A 19973-nucleotide genomic window follows, 5' to 3' on the forward strand; every position below is an offset into this window, starting at 1 on the left:
AGTGGAAACAGGAAAAATAATTAAAGTTTCAGGTCCTCTGGTCTTGGCAGAAAATATGGGGGATGCCGCCATTCAAGATATGTGTCTGGTGGGAGATTTACAAGTAATCGGAGAAATTATCGAGATGCGCGGCACCACAGCTTCCATCCAAGTATATGAAGAAACATCTGGCATCGGGCCAGGTGAGCCGGTCGTTACAACAGGGGAAGCTTTATCTGTTGAACTAGCGCCGGGTGTTGTTTCACGCATGTTTGACGGCATTCAACGGCCGCTGGAACGTTTTATGGATATCACCCAAAGTAATTATTTAGCCCGCGGTGTCCAAATCGAGGCTTTAGATAAAGAAAAAAAATGGACTTTTGTCCCGGTAAAACAAGTTGGTGACGTGGTAAAAGCGGGGGATATTGTCGGCTACGTGGACGAAACTCCAGCTTTGCGTCATCAAATTATGGTTCCCTTTGGCCAATCTGGAACCATTTCATCTATTAATGGCGGAGATTATAATATCGTTGAAACAATTTATGTTTTGGAAAACGATGATGAGCAAAAAGAATTTCCGATGCTGCAAAAATGGCCCGTACGACGTGGTCGGCCAGTGCAAGAAAAATTAAATCCTAATCAACCGATGCGGACCGGTCAACGATCGATTGATACTTTTTTCCCAGTGACTAAAGGGGGAGCAGCAGCTGTTCCGGGTCCATTTGGCGCGGGTAAAACTGTAGTGCAGCATCAAATTGCTAAATGGGCAGATGTTGATGTGGTTGTTTACGTGGGTTGCGGCGAACGTGGAAATGAAATGACCGATGTTTTGAATGAATTTCCTAAACTAATCGATCCTTCCACCGGTCGTTCATTAATGGAACGGACCGTCCTTGTAGCTAATACGTCAAATATGCCAGTAGCAGCTCGGGAAGCTTCGATTTATACCGGGATTACGATTGCTGAATATTTTAGAGATATGGGCTATTCGGTAGCGATTATGGCCGACTCAACTTCGCGTTGGGCGGAAGCTTTGCGGGAAATGTCTGGTCGTTTAGAAGAAATGCCCGGCGATGAAGGGTATCCAGCTTATTTAGGGAGTCGTCTAGCCGAATATTATGAACGCAGTGGTCGCGTGGTGGCCTTAGGATCAGATCATCGGGAAGGAAGTATTACAGCAATTTCGGCTGTTTCGCCTTCTGGTGGTGACGTTTCAGAACCCGTTACGCAAAATACATTGCGAGTGGTAAAAGTGTATTGGGGATTAGACGCTACTTTAGCGCAAAGACGGCATTTTCCGTCGATTAACTGGCTAGTAAGTTATTCTTTGTATCAAAATGAAGTCGGCACTTATATGGATCGACTGTTGCAAAGTAATTGGAGCGAGCATACAAAAAGCGCGATGGAACTTTTACAAAAAGAATCTCAATTAGATGAAATTGTCCGCCTTGTAGGGATCGACTCTTTATCAGATGAAGATCGACTGACGCTAGAAGTAGCCAAAATGATTCGGGAAGATTATTTGCAACAAGATGCCTTTGACGATGTTGACTCATTTACTAGTTATGAAAAACAATTGAAAATGCTGACTTTGATTTTGACCTTTTTCAACGAAGGGAAAAAAGCTTTACAATTGGGCGCTTATTTTGATGAGATTATTAAAAATACAGCTAGCTTACGAGAAAAAATTGGCCGAATGAAATATGTGCCAGAAGATCAACTGGACCAGTTGGATCATTTGATTAGTAATATGAAACAAACTATGCAAAATATTCTACAAGAAGGGGGAGTGAAACATGCTTAAAGAATATCGGACAATCGGCGAAGTTGTTGGTCCTTTGATGGCGGTGGAAAAAGTTGCCGGCGTCAAATATGAAGAATTAATTGAAATTCGGATGCAAGACGGGCAAATTCGTCGCGGTCAAGTGTTAGAAGCACAAGAAGACAAGGCGCTAGTCCAAATTTTTGAAGGGACTTCCGGCATCAATTTACGCGATTCTAAAGTACGTTTCTTAGGACGCCCCTTAGAATTAGGTGTCTCGTTAGATATGATGGGACGTGTGTTTGATGGACTAGGTCGGCCAAAAGATCAAGGGCCAGCCATTTTGCCAGAGAAAAAAATGGATATTAATGGGGAAGTTATTAATCCCGTTGCTCGTGATTATCCAGATGAATTTATTCAAACTGGAATTTCTTCAATTGACCACTTAAATACGCTTGTGCGTGGACAAAAGTTGCCTGTATTTTCAGCGTCGGGGTTACCTCATAAAGAACTCGCCGCCCAAATTGCTCGACAAGCAACAGTACTTAATAGCAATGAAGATTTCGCGGTAGTCTTTGCGGCTATCGGGATTACTTTTGAAGAAGCTGAATTTTTTATGGAAGATTTTCGTAAAACAGGAGCGATTGATCGCTCGGTCATGTTTATGAATTTAGCTAATGATCCAGCAATTGAACGGATTGCTACTCCAAAAATGGCTTTAACTGCTGCTGAATATTTAGCTTATGAAAAAGGAATGCACGTCTTAGTCATTATGACGGATATGACGAACTACTGTGAAGCACTGCGAGAAATTTCGGCAGCGCGGCGGGAAGTTCCAGGGCGTCGTGGGTATCCAGGGTATTTGTATACGAACTTGGCAACTTTATATGAACGCGCTGGACGGATTAGAGGACTTAAAGGATCAGTGACACAAATTCCAATTTTAACCATGCCAGAGGATGACAAAACTCATCCAATTCCCGATTTAACAGGTTATATTACTGAAGGGCAAATTATTTTGTCACGGGAATTATTTAAACAAGGTATTGAACCGCCGATTGATGTTCTTTCTAGTTTGTCTCGTTTGAAAGATAAAGGAACCGGTGTCGGAAAAACCCGGGAAGATCACGCCAGCACCATGAACCAAATTTTTTCTGCTTATGCCCAAGGGAAACAAGCCAAAGAATTGGCAGTTATTTTAGGGGATTCAGCATTATCTGAGACGGATAAAATTTACGCCAAGTTTGCTGATCGTTTTGAAAAAGAATATGTCAATCAAGGATTTGAAACCAATCGAACGATTGAAGAAACGCTTGATCTAGGTTGGGAATTATTGGCGATGTTGCCTCATTCAGAATTAAAACGAATTAAAGAATCGATGATTGAAAAATACATGAAGAAGGTGTAACCATGGCTCGATTGAATGTTAATCCTACGCGAATGGAACTCACCCGCTTAAAAAATCAATTGACGACAGCCACTAGAGGGCATAAACTGTTAAAAGATAAACAAGACGAATTAATGCGTCGCTTTATTTTGATGGTTAAAGAAAATGATGCTTTGCGTAAAGAAGTTGAAGAGAGTTTAGTAAAAAGTATGGAAAATTTCGTACTGGCCCATGCGGGGGTGAACGAATCTTTTATCGGCGAACTCTTTGCTATTCCGGCAGAAAATATTGAAGTAGATATTATTGAGGACAATATTATGAGTGTCAAAGTGCCCTTAATGAACTTTCAATATGATCAAGACGGATTGCAGTTGCCATTGAAATATGGTTATTTAAATTCATCGCAAGAATTAGATGTTGCTATGGAAAAAATTACCGAAGTCTTACCAAAATTATTGCGTTTAACAGAAGTTGAAAAAACGTGTCAATTGATGGCAGCTGAAATTGAAAAAACGCGGCGCCGGGTCAATGCTTTAGAATATATGACTATGCCACAGTTGACAGAAACGATTCGCTATATTCGCATGAAGTTAGAAGAAAACGAACGGTCTAACATTACCCGTTTAATTAAAGTAAAAGATTTGGGACAAAGTTGAGGAGCTTATGCAAAAGAAAAATAAGAAACGCTGGCATCGGTTTTCCACGGTGCAAATTTTAGCGCTAGGGTTTTTAAGTTTAATTTTAGTTGGGAGCATCTTGCTGACTTTTCCATTTGCCTCAGCAGATGGAACGTGGACACCATATATTGATGCCGTCTTTACGGCGACATCAGCTGTTTGTGTCACCGGTTTAACAACAGTCAATACATTGGCTCATTGGAGCACAGCCGGACACGTTGTGATTATGGTTTTAATTGAGTCGGGCGGCTTAGGATTTATGGCGTTTCCCGTTTTAGTGTATTTTGTTTTAGGGAAGAAAATTCAGTTTTCTACTCGAATGTTACTAAAAGATGCCTTAAATCTTGACGATGTATCAGGAGCAGTCGGCTTAATGAAATACATTTTGCGGCTAGCGGTAATTATTCAAGGGGTGGGAGCCGTTTTATTAAGCTTCCAATTTATTCCTGATTTTGGTTGGGGCAAAGGAATTTTTTATTCGATTTTCCATTCTATTTCAGCCTTTTGTAATGCCGGTTTTGATTTATTAGGCGAATCATTAGTACCTTATCAAACGAAACCTTATATTATGTATATTTTATCGTTTCTGATTATCGCTGGTGGTTTTGGTTTTATTGTTTGGCGAGATGTTTTAAATTATCACCAGACAAAAAAATTATCGATTCACACAAAACTTGCTTTAAGTGTGACCGGAATTTTATTAGTGGGCGGTTTTCTTTTATTCTTCTTCACTGGAGCAGCTAGCAAATTAGCGCCGAATTTATCTTTTTGGGATAATGTGGCCAACACTTGGTTTACAACCGTAACCCCGCGGACGGCAGGTTTTTATTCCGTCAACTATGGTGATATGAATCATGCGGGAATTATTTTGACGATCGTCTTAATGTTTATTGGCGGAACGTCAGGATCTACAGCTGGTGGATTAAAAACAACGACAATTGGGGTTTTGTTTATTCAAATTAAATCATTATTCTCTGGTCGGACGAATGCAGAATTTCAAGGCCGAACAATTAAAAGTTCAGTAGTTTTTCGGGCTTTTCTATTTTTCTTTTTAAGTTTAACTTTAGTTATTGTGGCTACGACTATTTTGACAATTACTGAAACGATTCCTAATGGTTTTGGGATTGAATATATTGCTTTTGAAGTTGTTTCAGCTTTCGCGACAGTGGGTCTGACGATGGGTATTACACCAGAGCTGACGATTGGCGGGAAAATTTTAATTATGCTTTTGATGTATCTTGGTCGGGTGGGAATTTTCACCGTTGGATTTTCTATTATGAAAAAAGCCCAAGCGCAAGAAGCTCATTACAAATTCCCAGAAGAGAGCGTTCTGATTGGTTAAATGAATATTTTTTCTTGAAGTTGTCCTTTAAACAGGGCAACTTTTTTTGCGTATTTTTTCTTGAGGTGAGAAAAATGTTTCAGGCAAAAAATCAAGCAGGGGAAATGGTGAATAGTTTAAAGCTAAAAGATCCAAGTCAAGATTTTTATTGTTTAGAATGTGGAGAAAGATTAGTTTTGCGAAAATCTGCGAAAAAAAGACCGCATTTTGCTCACCAGAAAGAGCAAGTTGTGCACGGGGAATCTTGGGAGCATCAAAATGGGAAAAATTTCTTTTTAAGTTGGGGAGAAAACCAAGCTTTACAGCCAAGAGTCGAAGAGCGTTTATTAAAGGGGAGTCGGCGCGGCGATCTTTTTTTAGATGAACAAAAAAAGGTTTTAGAAATTCAATGTTCACCCATGTCAGACATAGAAATTAAAAAAAGAACCCAAGATTATTTGCAGCAAGGTTTTGACTTACAATGGATTTTGGGGCGGCGTTATTTAATCAAAAAAAATTTTACTAGTAGTCAAAAAAAATTTATGCAATATGATCCGGCACTAGGTTTTTATTTTTTTATTTTGCAGGATGAATTATTTTTGTACCAGCACTGTTTAAGCATTAACAATGTGGCTCATTTTAAAAGGCAAAAAATTAAAACAAGCGAAAACTTTCTTAGTTTATGGCAAGTGCAAAATTGGGGGCAACCAGAAAAAATGCTTTGGCCCCAATCACCGCAACTTGTTAAAAAGAAAATAGCGCGGGGTCTTTACTACCGGCAACCGGCCCTTTTAAAAGAACAAGCTTTTTTTTATCGACGGCAACGCAATCTTTTATCTTTACCGGAAATTTTTTATCAAATGGCTCAAGTTACGTTGCCTTTTATGACATGGCCGGCCTGTTCGCTGCTATTTCATTTATTAGAGCAAGTAGAAAAACGATTTTACCCATGGGAGCAGCTGGAAAATATTTGGCAACCTATTTTGAACGAACAGCAAGAAATGCCGCTAGTTGCGCCAAAATATTATTTTCAAAGCTATGTAAAAACTTATTTTCCGGATCTTCAAAAAGCGGGGATTTTAAACTATGGAAAAATGGGCGTAAAATTTTTGAAAAGCGGTGGAGAATTGGTATAAATCTCTTAAAATATGATAAGATAGATTTAAAATATTGAAGGAGTGATCAATGTGTCAGCACAACAATTACCCACACGTTCCGCAGTCGAAGAAAGTTTAACTTGGGACTTAACACCAATTTTTAAATCCGATGAAGAATTTGCCGCAGCTTTTAAAAAAGCTCAAAGTGAAATTCCTGCAGCTGAAAAATTGCAAGGTACTTTAAAAAATGGCGCCGAAAGTTTGCTTACAGCCATTGAATTTATGCTAGAAAGTTTCCGGAAACTGGAAATTATTTATGTATATTCTCATTTGAAAAATGACCAAGATACAAAAAATGCTGAGTATCAAGCGATGCACACGAAAGCTAGCAATTTAGCTACGCAAGTTAGTTCCGCTTTTGCTTGGTTTGATCCTGAAGTTTTGAGTTTATCAGATGACCAATTGGCTAAATATTTTAAAGACGAACCTAAATTAGAAGGTTATCGTCACTTTTTAGAAAATATTACCGCTAATCGGGCCCACGTTTTACCAGCTGAACAAGAAGCATTGCTAGCTTCTGCTGAAGAAATTTTTGATGCTTCGTCTAAAACATTTAGCATTTTAAATAATGCCGACTTGAAATTTCCAGAAGTGGAAAATGAAGACGGCGAAAAAGTTCAATTATCGCACGGCTTGTACGGTCAATTATTAGAATCCACCAAACGTTCAGTCCGTAAAGAAGCGTTCGAGAAATTATATTCAGTTTTTGAACAATTCCAAAATACTTTAGCGCAAACTTTATCGTCGCACGCTAAAATGCACAACTATAAAGCTAGCGTTCGCCATTTTTCTTCAGCTAGAGAAGCAGCATTATCGAACAATCATATTCCAGAAGCTGTTTATGATACATTGATTACCGAAGTGCACGAGCATTTGCCACTGTTGCATCGTTATGTAGCTTTACGGAAAAAAATGTTAGGTCTGGATGAACTTCATATGTACGATATATACACGCCACTTTTAGGGGAACCGGCGATTAAATATTCTTATGACAAAGCGCAAGAAAAATCTTTGGAAGCTTTAAGTGTGATGGGTGAAGATTATTTAAAACACGTTCATGAAGCATTTGACCAACGTTGGATTGATGTTACAGAAAATATTGGTAAACGTTCTGGTGCTTATTCATCAGGAAGTTACGATACGAATCCATATATTTTGCTTAACTGGCACGATAGCTTGGATCAATTGTATACGTTAGTTCATGAAATGGGTCATTCCATTCATAGTCATTATTCTCGTTCTAACCAACCATATGTTTATGGCAGCTATACTATTTTCTTAGCTGAAATTGCTTCAACTACTAATGAAAATATTTTAACGGAATATTTACTAGCAACAGAAACTGATCCGAAAGTGCGCGCTTTTGTTTTAAATCACTACTTGGATGGATTTAAAGGAACCGTTTTCCGGCAAACACAATTTGCTGAGTTTGAACATTTCTTGCACACAGAAGATCAAGCAGGAACTCCTTTGACTAGTAATGTCTTAAATGAATATTACGGGAATTTGAATGCTGAATATTATGGTCCAGATGTAGCACGTGATCCTGAGATTTCTTACGAATGGGCCCGGATTCCTCATTTTTACTATAATTATTATGTGTATCAATATGCTACCGGATTTTCCGCTGCCGCTGCTTTATCTAAGAAAATTTGGAATAAAGAAGAAAATGCTTTGGAAAATTATTTAAATTACTTAAAAGCTGGCGATTCTGATTTCCCAATTGAAGTGATGAAAAAAGCCGGCGTCGATATGACTAAAGCCGATTATTTAAAAGAGGCTTTCCAAGTGTTTGCATCTCGTTTAACAGAACTTGAAGAGTTGGTCGCTCAATTAGAAAAATAAGCCTAGAGACAAAATGCAAGAGGCCTGCCTTTTGTATTTTGTTTTTTGCAGAAAAGAGGGAATAATGTCCTCAATAGAAAAAATAACTAATGTTAAAGAAGCAATTGATTGGCTGCACGGTCGTTTGAAATTTGGCTTGCGTCCAGGACTTTTACGGATTGAAACTTTATTAGATCGTCTTGGTAATCCAGAAGCTGATCAAAAATTTATTCATATTGCTGGCACGAATGGCAAAGGTTCGACGGTCAAATTTTTAGCGAATATGTTAGAAGAAACGGGCTTAACCGTTGGCACGTTCACTTCGCCTTTTATTATTCGATTCAACGAACGAATTCAAATCAACGGAGAATTTATTTCTGATGAAGAGTTGCTTTTTTTAATTCAAAAAATCTTACCTTTTGTCGCAGAAATGGATCAAGATGAAGAGTTGAAAGGTTTAACCGAATTTGAAATTAATACCGTGTTGGGCTTTTTATATTTTCAAGATAAAGTCGATGTGGCTGTGATTGAAGTGGGACTTGGTGGCCTCTTAGATTCCACCAACGTTTTAACGCCGACGCTCACTGGAATTACTACCATTGGCTACGATCATATGGATATTTTAGGCAATACGTTACCAGAAATTGCCACGCAAAAAGCTGGCATTATTAAACAAAATATTCCGGTGGTTACGGGAAATATTGTTCCTGAAGCTTTGAATACCATTAAAGAAATTGCCAAAAATCATCATAGCCAAGTAATTGCTTTTGCTAAAGATTATCAAGTAACTTTTGAAAAAGATGAACTACAAGGGGAACGTCTTGGATTTTCCATGGACGATTGGCAGATATCTCATATTCATATTCCTTTGATTGGTCGTCATCAAGTGGAAAATGCTGGCATGGCTATGGCGTTGTTTATTACTTATTGCCAGAAAGAACAAATTCATTTTGCAGCGCGGGATATTCAAAATGGTCTTATGAAGACAGTTTGGCCGGCGCGAATGGAAGTTTTACAAGAGGACCCGTTGATTTTATTAGACGGCGCTCATAACGATCATGCGGTGAAACGTTTAGTAGAAAATATTAAAGTGCGTTTTAAAAATCGCGAGATTTGGTTGTTGTATTCTTCCATTGTGACCAAAGACATTGATTTAATGTTGTTGGATTTAAAAAAAATTCCCCATAGCCATTTACTAGTGACTACGTTTGATTATCCAAAGGCCATGAGTTTAGATGATTTGAAAAATCTAGCGGCTAAAGGCTTTGACGTGCGAGAAAATTGGGCGGGTGCCTTGAGAGAAATTTTGCAACAAATGGATGAAAATGATGTGGTAATTATTTGCGGTTCGCTCTATTTTTCTAGCCAAGTAAGAGAAATTTTTGTAGGAGGTCTACATGACTGAAGGAATTATTTTTGATATGGACGGCTTGTTATTTGCCACCGAAGAAGTGTATTACCAATCCACACAACAAGTGGCGGACGCTTTAGAAATCCCTTATTCGCGCGAATTTTATTTAAATTATTTAGGGATTTCTGATGCTGAATTATTTGAAAATTATTATCGAGATTTTGCTGCATTCGGGCGAGAAAAAGTCGATCAATTTATTAAGCAATCGTATGACGTGACCTATGATGTTTTTGATCAAGGAATTGTGCCGGTTAAAAAAGGTGCCGAAGAATTGTTAAAGTGGGCGAAAGAACAAAATATTCCTTGCGTCGTAGCTAGCTCCAATGCTCGCAGTGCGATTGAAACTTTATTAGACCGTGCCGGGTTAACAGATTATTTTGCGGCAATTTTTTCAGCGGAAGATGTTACTTTAGCCAAACCCGATCCAGAAATTGTCGAAAAAGCGGCGGGATTTTTTAAAACAGAAAAGAAAAATTTAGTTATGCTAGAAGATTCTCTAAATGGATTGAAAGCTAGCAATGCTGCTGGAGTCCCCGTTTTTCTAGTGCCTGATTTAATGGAACCGACTATTGAGATGGAAAATCTGGCCACAAAAGTATTCCCAGATTTATTGGCGGTAAAAGATTATTTAGCGAACAATAACTAAAAAAAGAAAAAGCCCAGTGAAATTTTTTTGCTGGGCTTTTTTGACGCTGTCTTCCACCAGCAGACTAACTTGCTTCATTTTTCTATTTTCTTACCTCACGCAATACGCTTCGATAATCTGGTTTTTGCGTACCTTCTTATAAGGGAGGGATTTTATGACTCATTTTTTATTAAAAGAAGTGCCGACAGAAATTCGGCCGCGGGAACGATTATTGCAAGTGGGGGCGCAAAATTTAAGTGATGCGGAAATTTTGGCGATTGTGTTACGAACAGGTTTGCGAAAAGAAAATGTTTTACGATTTGCTGAGCGAATTTTGCACACGTTTGGCTCGTTACACGGCTTAAAAGAAGCTTCACTAGAAGAATTGCAAGAAGTTCACGGCTTAGGTCAAGTCAAGGCCATCGAATTAAAAGCGGTTATGGAACTTGGGAGTCGATTAAATAATGCCAAACGCAATAAACTTGGCCAAATTGTTTCCAGTTATCATCTGGGGCAAAATTTAATTTCGCAAATGAAAGATCTTCAACAAGAGCACTTAATCGGCATTTATCTCAATACGAAAAATGAAATTATTAAACAAGAAACACTTTTTATCGGTTCACTTAATCAAAGTATTGCTCATCCGCGAGAAATTTTTAAAGGTGCTATAAAATCCTCAGCGGCCAATATTATTTTGGCTCATAATCATCCGTCAGGGAATTTGACGCCGTCTGCCAATGATTTGACTTTTACTAAACGAGTTGCAGAGATCGGTGAATTGATGGGAATTCCATTATTGGATCATCTGATTGTTGGAGAAAGTGATTATTTGAGTTTAAAAGAAGAAGGATTTATTAAATAAATCATTGGATTTTAAAAAAGTTTGGTAGGATTACTTGCAATTCCAAGGGAGATGGGTTATATTAATTGAGTAAGTGATTTTGGGTTTACTATAGAAGTTGTTTAAAAGTTTAACGCCTCTATCGTACGAACCACATCTTTACAAATTTTAGGTCTATACGAGGAGGTCCATTTAACATGGCAAAAGGTACAGTAAAATGGTTTAACGCAGAAAAAGGTTTTGGCTTCATTCAACAAGAAGATGGCAACGATGTATTCGTACATTTCTCAGCTATCCAAGGTGACGGCTTCAAAACTCTAGAAGAAGGTCAAGCAGTAACATTCGATGTTGAAGATACTGACCGTGGCCCACAAGCTGCTAACGTAGAAAAAGCTTAATTCAATTTAGACTTTTAAAGTCCCACATTCGTGTGGGACTTTTTTTTTACAAAAAAATTTTTAAAAGTCTTTTAATTTCGGTCAGTTTCTAGTAAAATGAAACATTGAGAATACATGTGGAGAAAGGAGCTTGAAGATGGATACAGTTTGGGTTGTATTAATCGCAGTTTTAGCATTAATTTTAGGCGCCGTTGGGGGATTTTTCCTAGCACGTCGTTATATGAAAAGCTATCTAGAACAAAACCCTCCAATTAATGAGGAAATGTTACGCTCCATGATGATGTCGATGGGTCAAAAACCTTCTGAAAAGAAAATTCGACAAATGATGGCGCAAATGAAGCAACCAAGCAAGAAGAAATAGCTTTTTTGCGGGCTGATAGTTTTTCAGCCCGTTTTTTTTATGCTTTTTTTTGCAAAAAAAATTTTAATCGCTTTGATTAAATGAACAAAGGAGATACATATGCAGATTTTTAGAAAGCTTGGTTGGTTTTTCCGCCAAGAAAAAAAAGCTTACATCATCGGAATTACCGCCTTACTTTTAGTAGCAATTGTTCAAGTCGTGCCGCCGAAAGTCATTGGGATTGTCATCGATGAAATCGCCGATCAAAATATGTCCATGCAAAAAATTGTCACTTGGGTGATTGTTTTAGTCATTATGGCTATTTTGCAATATTTATTGCGCTACTTGTGGCGTAAAAATATTTGGGGCAGCGCGGCACTGTTAGAAAAAACTTTACGCAAGCAATTATTTCATCATTTTACTAAAATGGATCACCAATTTTTTCAAACCCATCGAACAGGCGATTTAATGGCGCATGCCACGAACGACCTTTCAGCAATTCAAAAAGTAGCTGGAGAAGGGATTTTAACTTTTGCCGATTCTTTAATTACTGGCGGATCAACTTTAATTGCGATGATTTTATTTGTTGACTGGCGCTTAACGTTAATTGCTGTCATTCCATTGCCCTTTTTAGCATTAGTCGCCCGGATTCTCGGTAGCAAAATGCACGAAGCATTTCGGGATAGTCAAGAAGCATTTTCCGATATTAATGATAAAGCGCAAGAAAGTATTACTGGAATTAAAGTCATTAAAACATTTGGTCAAGAAAAAGAAGATTTGGCTGATTTTGATAACAAAGTAGCCCAAGCGATTGTAAAAAATAAGCGTGTCTATTTGCTAGATTCACTTTTTGATCCGTTTATTACGTTGATCATTGGTATTTCTTATGTGTTGACGATTATTTTAGGATCACATTTGATTATGAACAACGAGCTGACCATTGGGGAATTGGTTTCCTTTATTTCATATATTGGTTTACTTGTTTGGCCGATGTTTGCTGTAGGCCGCTTGTTTAATGTTTTGGAACGCGGTTCAGCAAGTTACGACCGGGTGCAAATCTTATTGCAGGAAAAAACGCATATTATTGAAGCGCAAGTGCCGGTAGTGACTAAAGCGGCTGGGAAAATTAAATATGGCGTCAATAAATTTTTATATCCGGAAGAAAAAGTGGCTAATTTACAAAATATTCATTTTGAGTTGGAGCCAGGCGAAACATTAGGCATTGTGGGAAAAACAGGCGCAGGCAAAACCACCCTTATTAAATTATTGTTGCGGGAATTCGATAATTACGCCGGTGAAATTACTTGGAATGGTGTAAATATTAAAGATTACGCATTGGATAGTTTTTTACCACAAATCGGTTACGTGCCGCAAGATCATTTTTTATTTTCTATGACGGTAGCCGATAATATTCGCTTTGCCAATCAAGAGGCTTCGATGGAACAAGTGGAAAAAGCGGCGCAATTAGCCGATGTCCACGAAGATATTTTAGGATTTTCTAATGGCTATCAAACAATGGTCGGCGAACGTGGCGTTTCTCTTTCTGGGGGGCAAAAGCAGCGTCTTTCCATTGCGCGAGCCCTTTTAGTTAATCCGGAATTATTAATTTTAGATGACGCGTTGTCGGCCGTTGATGCCAAAACAGAAGAAACAATTTTGCAAAATTTAAAACAATTAAGAGCCACGCAAGCGACGATTATTGTTGCCCACCGCTTGTCGTCGGTAATGCATGCTAAAGAAATTATCGTTATTGATCAAGGACAAATCATCGAGCGGGGAAATCACCACGAGCTTTTAGCAAATGGTGGTTGGTATGCGAAAATGTATTACAAACAACAATTAGAAGCTAAAATCGAAGGAGGGGAATAATATGGAAAAATTCGAATCCGCTTGGTCCAAAGAAATTCCCTTAAAAGAACAAAAAAATATTATTAAGCGTCTGTTCGTTTACACGAAGCCATTTCGAAAATCATTTGGTGTGGCGATTTTATTTGCCTTTGCTTTGAGCTTAATTAATATTTATTTACCACGAGTTTTACAATTTTTAATTGACCATTATTTAGAATCGAAAACAGCTACTACAAAAATTATTTTCGGATTTGCCGGACTTTATTTATTAGGGGCGATTTTAAAAAGTTTCGTCTGGTTTTTTCAAGGATTTTTGTATTCTGTCGCCAGTCTTAAAACGTATCAATTTATTCGCGTCCGATTGTTTGAAAAGCTCCACACATTAGGAATGCGTTACTTTGACCAAACGCCAGCCGGATCAATTGTTTCTCGAGTTTCCAACGATACGGAAACATTATTTGATTTTTGGTATGTTTTTTTAACTGTGTTAACAGGAATTTTTGCGGTAGTAACGAGTTTTATCGCCATGTTTTCAATCGACGCTAAAATCGCGCTGTTTTTATTATTATTTCTGCCGATTCTCTTAGTCATTATTTGGTACTATCAAAAATTTTCCTCCAAATTGTACCGGAGTATGCGGGAACGTCTCAGCCAATTGAATACTAAATTAAATGAAACAATTTCTGGGATGAGTATTGTGCAACAATTTCGTCAAGAAAATCGTTTGGAAGATGAATTTGAGACGATTAATAATGAATATTTGAAAACACGTTTTTCCATGATTAAAACCAATGCCTTATTACTTTCGCCAGTTATTTCCATGTTGTACGCCTTGGCCGTGGCATTAGTGCTGCTGCTTTTCGGAATTAACGCGTTAGACAATCCGGTAAAAGTCGGGATGGTTTATGTTTTTACAACGTATGTCCAAAGTTTTTTCAATCCCATGAGCCAAATGATGGATTTTCTGTCAGTTTTTACTGATGGCTTGGTGGCAGGATCGCGGATTTTAACGATTATGGATCATCCTGAAGTTGCGCCGCAACAAAATAAGACCGCGGCTAGCGTGATTGAAGATGGGAAAATTGAATTCAAACATTTAACTTTTTCCTATGACGGAAAAAACAATGTCTTAAATGATATTTCTTTTGTTGCGAACCCTGGCGAAACCGTGGCTTTAGTTGGCCATACTGGGAGCGGGAAAAGTTCAATCATTAATGTCATGATGCGTTTTTACGATTTTTTTGAAGGAGAAATTTTAATTGACGGCCGGGATATTCGTGATTTTCCCATGGAGGAATTGCGGAAAAAAACGGGACTCGTTTTACAAGATGCGTTTTTATTTTATGGGGATATCGCCAGCAATATTCGCTTATTTAATGAAAAAATTACCGACGATGAAATTCGCAAAGCGGCTGAATTTGTACAAGCTAATTATTTTATTGAAAATTTGCCGGGGCAATATCATAGCAAAGTAATTGAAGGCGGCGCTAGTTTTTCTTCCGGACAACGGCAGCTAATTACTTTTGCCCGCACAATTGTTACGGATCCGAAAATTTTAGTATTGGACGAAGCGACGGCCAATATTGATACGGAAACTGAAAGTCTGATTCAAGAAGGTTTGAAAAAAATGCGTCAAGGCCGGACAACAATTGCTATTGCCCATCGTCTGTCAACGATTCGCGATGCCAATTTAATTTTAGTTTTAGATAAAGGGAAAATTGTTGAACGCGGCACCCACGAAGAACTCCTCGCCCAACAAGGCCTATATTACGACATGTACCTACTACAAAGCGCAGAAGATTAAAGGATGTCGAAGGTGCGTTAAGCACCACAGAAAATCAAAAAAATCCCTCAAAACACTGTTTAAAAAATGTCGCAAAAAATTTTGCGACATTTTTTTTAAGCAGAAAAGTTGCGAGGTGACTTATTTTATTGTAGTGTGAAAAAAGAAAATGAAAAGGGGAATAATCAATGTATGATGTAATTGTGATTGGTGCTGGACCGGCTGGGATGACCGCAGCGCTTTATGCTTCACGCTCGAATTTATCAGTGCTTTTAATTGAACGGGGCGCACCCGGTGGACAGATGAACAACACCGCCGAAGTGGAAAATTATCCAGGTTTCAATTCAATTATGGGACCGGAGCTTGCCAACAAGATGTATGAAGGTGTGAATCAATTTGGCGCAGAAAATGCATACGGCATTGTAGAAAGTGTCAAAGATTTTGGTACATATAAATTAGTTCACTGTGAAGATCAAGATTACAAAGGAAAAACTATCGTCATTGCCACCGGCTGTGTCCATCGTAAACTAGGCGTGCCGGGGGAAGAAGAATTTGCGGGCCGCGGTGTTTCTTATTGTGCCGTGTGTGATGGGGCGTTTTTCCGTGAAAAAGAACTTTATGTTATCGGCGGTGGCGACTCAGCAGTGGAAGAGGGCATTTATTTAACCCAATTTGCTAAAAAAGTAACTATTGTGCACCGGAGAAATGAATTGCGGGCGCAAAAAATTATTCAAGATCGCGCGTTTGCTAATCCAAAAATTGATTTCAAATGGGATTCGGTTTTAGAAGAAATTTCAGGAAATCAAATGCAAGTCACACAAGTGAAAATTAAAAACCTTAAAACAGAAACTGAAGAAGTTTTACCAGCTGATGGTGTCTTTATTTATGTTGGCTTAGATCCTTTAACGCAAGCATTTGAAGATTTAAATATTACTAATGCAGAAGGCTGGATTGAAACAGATATCGAAATGCGCACCAACATTCCAGGCATTTTTGCGGTAGGAGATGTTCGTGAAAAAAATCTTCGTCAAATCGTTACGGCGGTTGGTGAAGGTGGTATCGCCGGTCAACAAGTTTATAATTATTTAGAAGAAACGAAATAAAAGCAAGCTGTGATGAATTTTTGTCACAGCTTTTTCTTTGGCCAAATTTAAAATAGCTGAGGTAAAAACAGATTTCTTATTTGGGGCGGAATGAATTATCTCCTCCTGTTATTTTTTTATAGAAAACCATTTCAGAATTTAAAGAAGATTTAAAAGTATGATATACTTAGCTTGTTAAAATTTGAAAAAGAGGTGTTGGCGATGTCATGGGAAAAAATTTATCAAAACTGGGCAAATTTTGAGGAACTAGACAGCGATTTAAAAGCACAACTAAATAATTTAGCCCTCAGCCAAGCAGAACTTGAGGATGCATTTTATGCGCCACTAGAATTTGGAACGGCGGGAATGCGGGGAATTATTGGCCCGGGAATTAATCGGATGAATATTTACACAGTGCGCCAAGCAACTGAAGGGCTCGCCTTGTTGATGGATTTGCAAGAACCAGAAATTAAAAAGCGCGGCGTAGTTATTGCTTATGATTCGCGCCACATGTCACCTGATTTTGCTATGGAAGCTGCTCGAACTTTGGCTTACCACAATATTCCAAGTTTTGTTTTTGAAAGTTTACGACCAACGCCAGAACTTTCGTTTGCTGTGCGCCATTTGGAAAGTTTTGCTGGCATTATGATTACCGCGTCGCATAATCCTGCCAAATACAATGGCTACAAAGTATATGGTGAAGATGGTGGGCAAATGCCGCCAGTTCACGCCGATCGTTTGACTGAATTTGTGCGCCAAGTGGATAATCCGCTGCAGATTCCTGTTTTGCGGGAAGAAGAAGTGAAACATTCCGGTTTAATTCATATTATTGGTGAAGAAGTAGATTCAGCTTACTTAAAAAAAATAAAAACCGTCACCGTCAATGAAAAATTAGTTGCGGAAATGGGCAAAGATTTGCGTCTTGTTTATACGCCGCTCCACGGCACTGGACGAATGATCGGTGAACGCGCATTGCGTCAAGCCGGTTTTGAAAAATTTGTTTTAGTACCCGAACAAGCCGTAGCTGATCCTGATTTTACTACTGTCAAATCTCCTAATCCAGAAGATCCAGCAGCTTTTGAATATGCCATGAAGTTAGGCGAAGAAGAAAATGCGGATCTTTTAATCGCCACTGATCCTGATGCCGATCGACTTGGCGCGGCTGTTCGCTTGCCAGATGGAAAGTACCAAGTCTTAACTGGTAATCAAATTGCTTCTCTTTTGGTAGATTATTTATTGCAAGCTAAACAAGTGGCCGGTACTCTGCCAGAAAATGCGGTGATTTTAAAATCCATCGTTTCTTCTGAATTACCAACGGCGATTGCCAAAAGTTATGGCGTGGAAACCGTCAACGTCTTAACCGGGTTTAAATTTATTGCTGAAAAAATTGAAGAATACGAAACAAATGGCAACCATACGTTCGAATTTGGTTTTGAAGAAAGTTACGGCTATTTGATTAAATCTTTTGTCAGAGACAAAGATGCTATTCAAACATTAGTCTTGTTAGCTGAAGTTGCCGCCTTTTATAAAAAACAAGGGCAAACTTTATACGATGGTTTGCAAGCAATTTTTGAGAAATTCGGTTTCTATCAAGAAAAAACAACGGCGGTAACTTTAGATGGTATCAAAGGCGCCGAACAAATTAAAACGTTAATGAGTGGCCTAAGAGAAAATGTGCCGACTGATTTTGCCGGTGTCTCAGTCGTTTATGTAGAAGATTTCGATACGCAGAAAAAAATCGAACTATCTAGTCATTTGGAAGAACCATTAAATATGCCGCGAGCTAATGTTTTAAAATATTATTTAGAAGATGGCACGTGGATTGCGGTCCGGCCATCAGGAACCGAACCGAAAATCAAGTTTTACGTTGGCGTCGTTGGTCAGACATTTGATGAAGCAATCGCTAAAGTAGCCAAACTTGAAGCTGATTTAAAAAATCTTACCCAAGAATAAATAAAGAAACGGCGCCTGTGTGGGCGTCGTTTGTACATAGCAAATAAAAATAAATCCAGGGAGTTCAAAAGTGGAAGAGACTGTCATTGCACAAGTTAGCAAAATGTATAAAGTTTTAGGCGACAAAACGCGGCTGAAAATTTTATTATTTTTAAAAAGTGGTGAAAAAAATGTCACCACGATCGCCCAAGAAGTGGCCATGGAACAATCTGCCGTGTCCCATCAACTAAAATTATTGCGGGACAATAAAATTGTCATCTCCCGCCGTGAAGGAAAAGTGATCTACTATGCCCTAGCCGACCACCACGTGATGGATATTTTAAACCAAACCTTCGAACACGTCCTGCATAGCTAAAGGTTCTATTTTTGGTGTTCAGCACTGTAAGAAAATAGGAGAATGGTATAAGAGCGTGAAACGCTCTGAAGGCATTCTATCTTTTTCTCTAAGTGCTACCGAAAATAGACCGTGAGCTAAGGCTGTGTTTTGTCTGTTAAATGGCGTAGAAAATTAGGAAAAGCCACAGCGAATGGCACATTCGTGAAGGATTTTATCTATTTTCCTAAACCCAAGGCAAAACACACCACTCATAAAAAAACAAAAAACTTCGCCGATAAATTTTCGCCGGCGAAGTTTTTTTGCATTATTGTTTATTGATTATAACTTGTATCGCTTAAGTTTAGAGCTTCTAAGATTAACGAGGCAGTTTCTTCAATGGATAATTGGGCAACGTTAATGACGACGCAACCGAGTTTTTCGTATAAATTTTGGGCAAAGAGTAGTTCTTCTTTAATTTTGTCGATATCCGAATAAGCTGTGTCGGGATTGAGGCCGTATGATTTCATCCGTTCTTGACGAATATGATTTAAAATCGACGGATCATTAGTTAAGCCGACGATTTTTTTTGGGTCGACTTGATAAATTTCTTGGGGAATGTGAGCTTGAGGAACTAAAGGCAAGTTGGCGACTTTCAAGTTTTTATTGGCCAAAAATAAACTTAGCGGCGTTTTACTAGTGCGAGAAACGCCTAATAAAATCACATCGGCTTTTAAAAAGCCTTTAGGATTTTTTCCGTCGTCATATTTCACCGCGAATTCCATCGCTTTAATTCGTTTGAAATAATTTTCATTTAAATGATGCATCGCACCTGGTTCGCGGGTAGGTGTCGCACTAGCTCGCAAAGAAATTTCATCGACAATCGGGTTAAGCAAATCAAAAGCTTTTAAGTGGCTTTCCTGACAAAAAGTTCGGCACATTTCTAAACGTTTTTCATTGGCAATTGTGTGTAAAACGATGGCGTTCACTTCTTTTGCTTCTTTTAGTGCTTGCAATAAAAGTTCCGTTTCATTAATTAAAGTGCGGCGAAATAAACAAAATTCAACATCAGGAAATTGAGCCATACACGCTTGGGCTGTTTTTGTGGCGGTTTCTCCAGCTGAATCGGAAATTACAAAAATATTAACAACAGGTTCTAAGTCATTTTCCATGGGGAAAACCCCTTTCTTTTTTCTTCAGTATACCATATGATTCTTTTTTTAATGCCGGTAACTTATTCAGTAGAAGAGGCAAAAAATAATTTTTCTTGAG

The 19973-nt window shown here is 38.4% G+C and carries 17 protein-coding genes; 16 read left to right on the forward strand and 1 reads right to left on the reverse strand.

The window, feature by feature from the left end:
• The first annotated feature begins 1 nt into the window (after position 1).
• From BQ5341_RS03485 to BQ5341_RS03560, 16 genes are all read left to right on the forward strand, one after another.
• Positions 2 to 1783 (forward strand): V-type ATP synthase subunit A, encoded by a 1782-nt coding sequence (locus BQ5341_RS03485; RefSeq protein ID WP_071130656.1) that lies wholly within the window; start codon positions 2 to 4, stop codon positions 1781 to 1783.
• Positions 1776 to 3149 carry a V-type ATP synthase subunit B gene (locus BQ5341_RS03490; protein ID WP_071130657.1) on the forward strand — a complete coding sequence of 458 codons (1374 nt, stop codon included), beginning with the start codon at positions 1776 to 1778 and terminating at the stop codon, positions 3147 to 3149. Before BQ5341_RS03485 ends, BQ5341_RS03490 begins: the two co-directional genes overlap by 8 nt.
• A 2-nt stretch (positions 3150 to 3151) precedes the next feature.
• The gene (locus BQ5341_RS03495; protein WP_071130658.1) at positions 3152 to 3784 is read left to right on the forward strand and encodes a V-type ATP synthase subunit D; all 633 of its coding nucleotides are present in this window, start codon (positions 3152 to 3154) and stop codon (positions 3782 to 3784) included.
• 7 nt (positions 3785 to 3791) lie between these two features.
• The gene (locus BQ5341_RS03500; protein WP_071130659.1) at positions 3792 to 5147 is read left to right on the forward strand and encodes a TrkH family potassium uptake protein; all 1356 of its coding nucleotides are present in this window, start codon (positions 3792 to 3794) and stop codon (positions 5145 to 5147) included.
• Between the two features lie 74 nt (positions 5148 to 5221).
• Positions 5222 to 6262: a competence protein CoiA gene (locus BQ5341_RS03505; RefSeq protein ID WP_071130660.1), complete on the forward strand. Its 1041-nt coding sequence runs from the start codon at positions 5222 to 5224 to the stop codon at positions 6260 to 6262.
• A 51-nt stretch (positions 6263 to 6313) separates the two neighbouring features.
• Positions 6314 to 8128 (forward strand): oligoendopeptidase F, encoded by a 1815-nt coding sequence (gene pepF, locus BQ5341_RS03510; protein WP_071130661.1) that lies wholly within the window; start codon positions 6314 to 6316, stop codon positions 8126 to 8128.
• A gap of 64 nt (positions 8129 to 8192) precedes the next feature.
• Positions 8193 to 9512, forward strand: coding sequence for a bifunctional folylpolyglutamate synthase/dihydrofolate synthase (locus tag BQ5341_RS03515; RefSeq protein ID WP_071130662.1), 1320 nt, complete (start codon positions 8193 to 8195; stop codon positions 9510 to 9512).
• A complete protein-coding gene (locus BQ5341_RS03520) occupies positions 9505 to 10164 on the forward strand; it encodes an HAD family hydrolase (protein ID WP_071130663.1) in 660 nt (219 codons plus the stop codon). Before BQ5341_RS03515 ends, BQ5341_RS03520 begins: the two co-directional genes overlap by 8 nt.
• A gap of 154 nt (positions 10165 to 10318) precedes the next feature.
• The gene (gene radC / locus BQ5341_RS03525) at positions 10319 to 11005 is read left to right on the forward strand and encodes a RadC family protein (protein WP_071130664.1); all 687 of its coding nucleotides are present in this window, start codon (positions 10319 to 10321) and stop codon (positions 11003 to 11005) included.
• A 176-nt stretch (positions 11006 to 11181) separates the two neighbouring features.
• Positions 11182 to 11382 (forward strand): cold-shock protein, encoded by a 201-nt coding sequence (locus BQ5341_RS03530; protein ID WP_071130665.1) that lies wholly within the window; start codon positions 11182 to 11184, stop codon positions 11380 to 11382.
• Between the two features lie 136 nt (positions 11383 to 11518).
• Positions 11519 to 11743 carry a YneF family protein gene (locus BQ5341_RS03535; RefSeq protein WP_071130666.1) on the forward strand — a complete coding sequence of 75 codons (225 nt, stop codon included), beginning with the start codon at positions 11519 to 11521 and terminating at the stop codon, positions 11741 to 11743.
• 99 nt (positions 11744 to 11842) lie between these two features.
• Positions 11843 to 13591: an ABC transporter ATP-binding protein gene (locus BQ5341_RS03540; protein WP_071130667.1), complete on the forward strand. Its 1749-nt coding sequence runs from the start codon at positions 11843 to 11845 to the stop codon at positions 13589 to 13591.
• A gap of 1 nt (position 13592) precedes the next feature.
• On the forward strand, positions 13593 to 15374 hold the full coding sequence (locus BQ5341_RS03545) for an ABC transporter ATP-binding protein (protein ID WP_071130668.1): 1782 nt from the start codon (positions 13593 to 13595) through the stop codon (positions 15372 to 15374).
• A 167-nt stretch (positions 15375 to 15541) separates the two neighbouring features.
• The gene (gene trxB / locus BQ5341_RS03550) at positions 15542 to 16456 is read left to right on the forward strand and encodes a thioredoxin-disulfide reductase (protein ID WP_071130669.1); all 915 of its coding nucleotides are present in this window, start codon (positions 15542 to 15544) and stop codon (positions 16454 to 16456) included.
• A gap of 201 nt (positions 16457 to 16657) precedes the next feature.
• Positions 16658 to 18388 (forward strand): phospho-sugar mutase, encoded by a 1731-nt coding sequence (locus BQ5341_RS03555; RefSeq protein WP_071130670.1) that lies wholly within the window; start codon positions 16658 to 16660, stop codon positions 18386 to 18388.
• Positions 18389 to 18491: 103 nt separating this feature from the next.
• A complete protein-coding gene (locus BQ5341_RS03560; RefSeq protein WP_071130852.1) occupies positions 18492 to 18743 on the forward strand; it encodes an ArsR/SmtB family transcription factor in 252 nt (83 codons plus the stop codon).
• A gap of 293 nt (positions 18744 to 19036) precedes the next feature.
• On the opposite strand, the gene BQ5341_RS03565 is transcribed toward BQ5341_RS03560, so the two are convergent.
• Complete coding sequence (locus BQ5341_RS03565) at positions 19037 to 19873, reverse strand: pyruvate, water dikinase regulatory protein (RefSeq protein WP_071130671.1); 837 nt, start codon at positions 19871 to 19873, stop codon at positions 19037 to 19039.
• Positions 19874 to 19973 lie beyond the last annotated feature (100 nt).

The organism is Enterococcus timonensis (assembly GCF_900104595.1).
In the GTDB taxonomy this organism is placed as follows: Bacteria; Bacillota; Bacilli; order Lactobacillales; family Enterococcaceae; genus Enterococcus_J; species Enterococcus_J timonensis.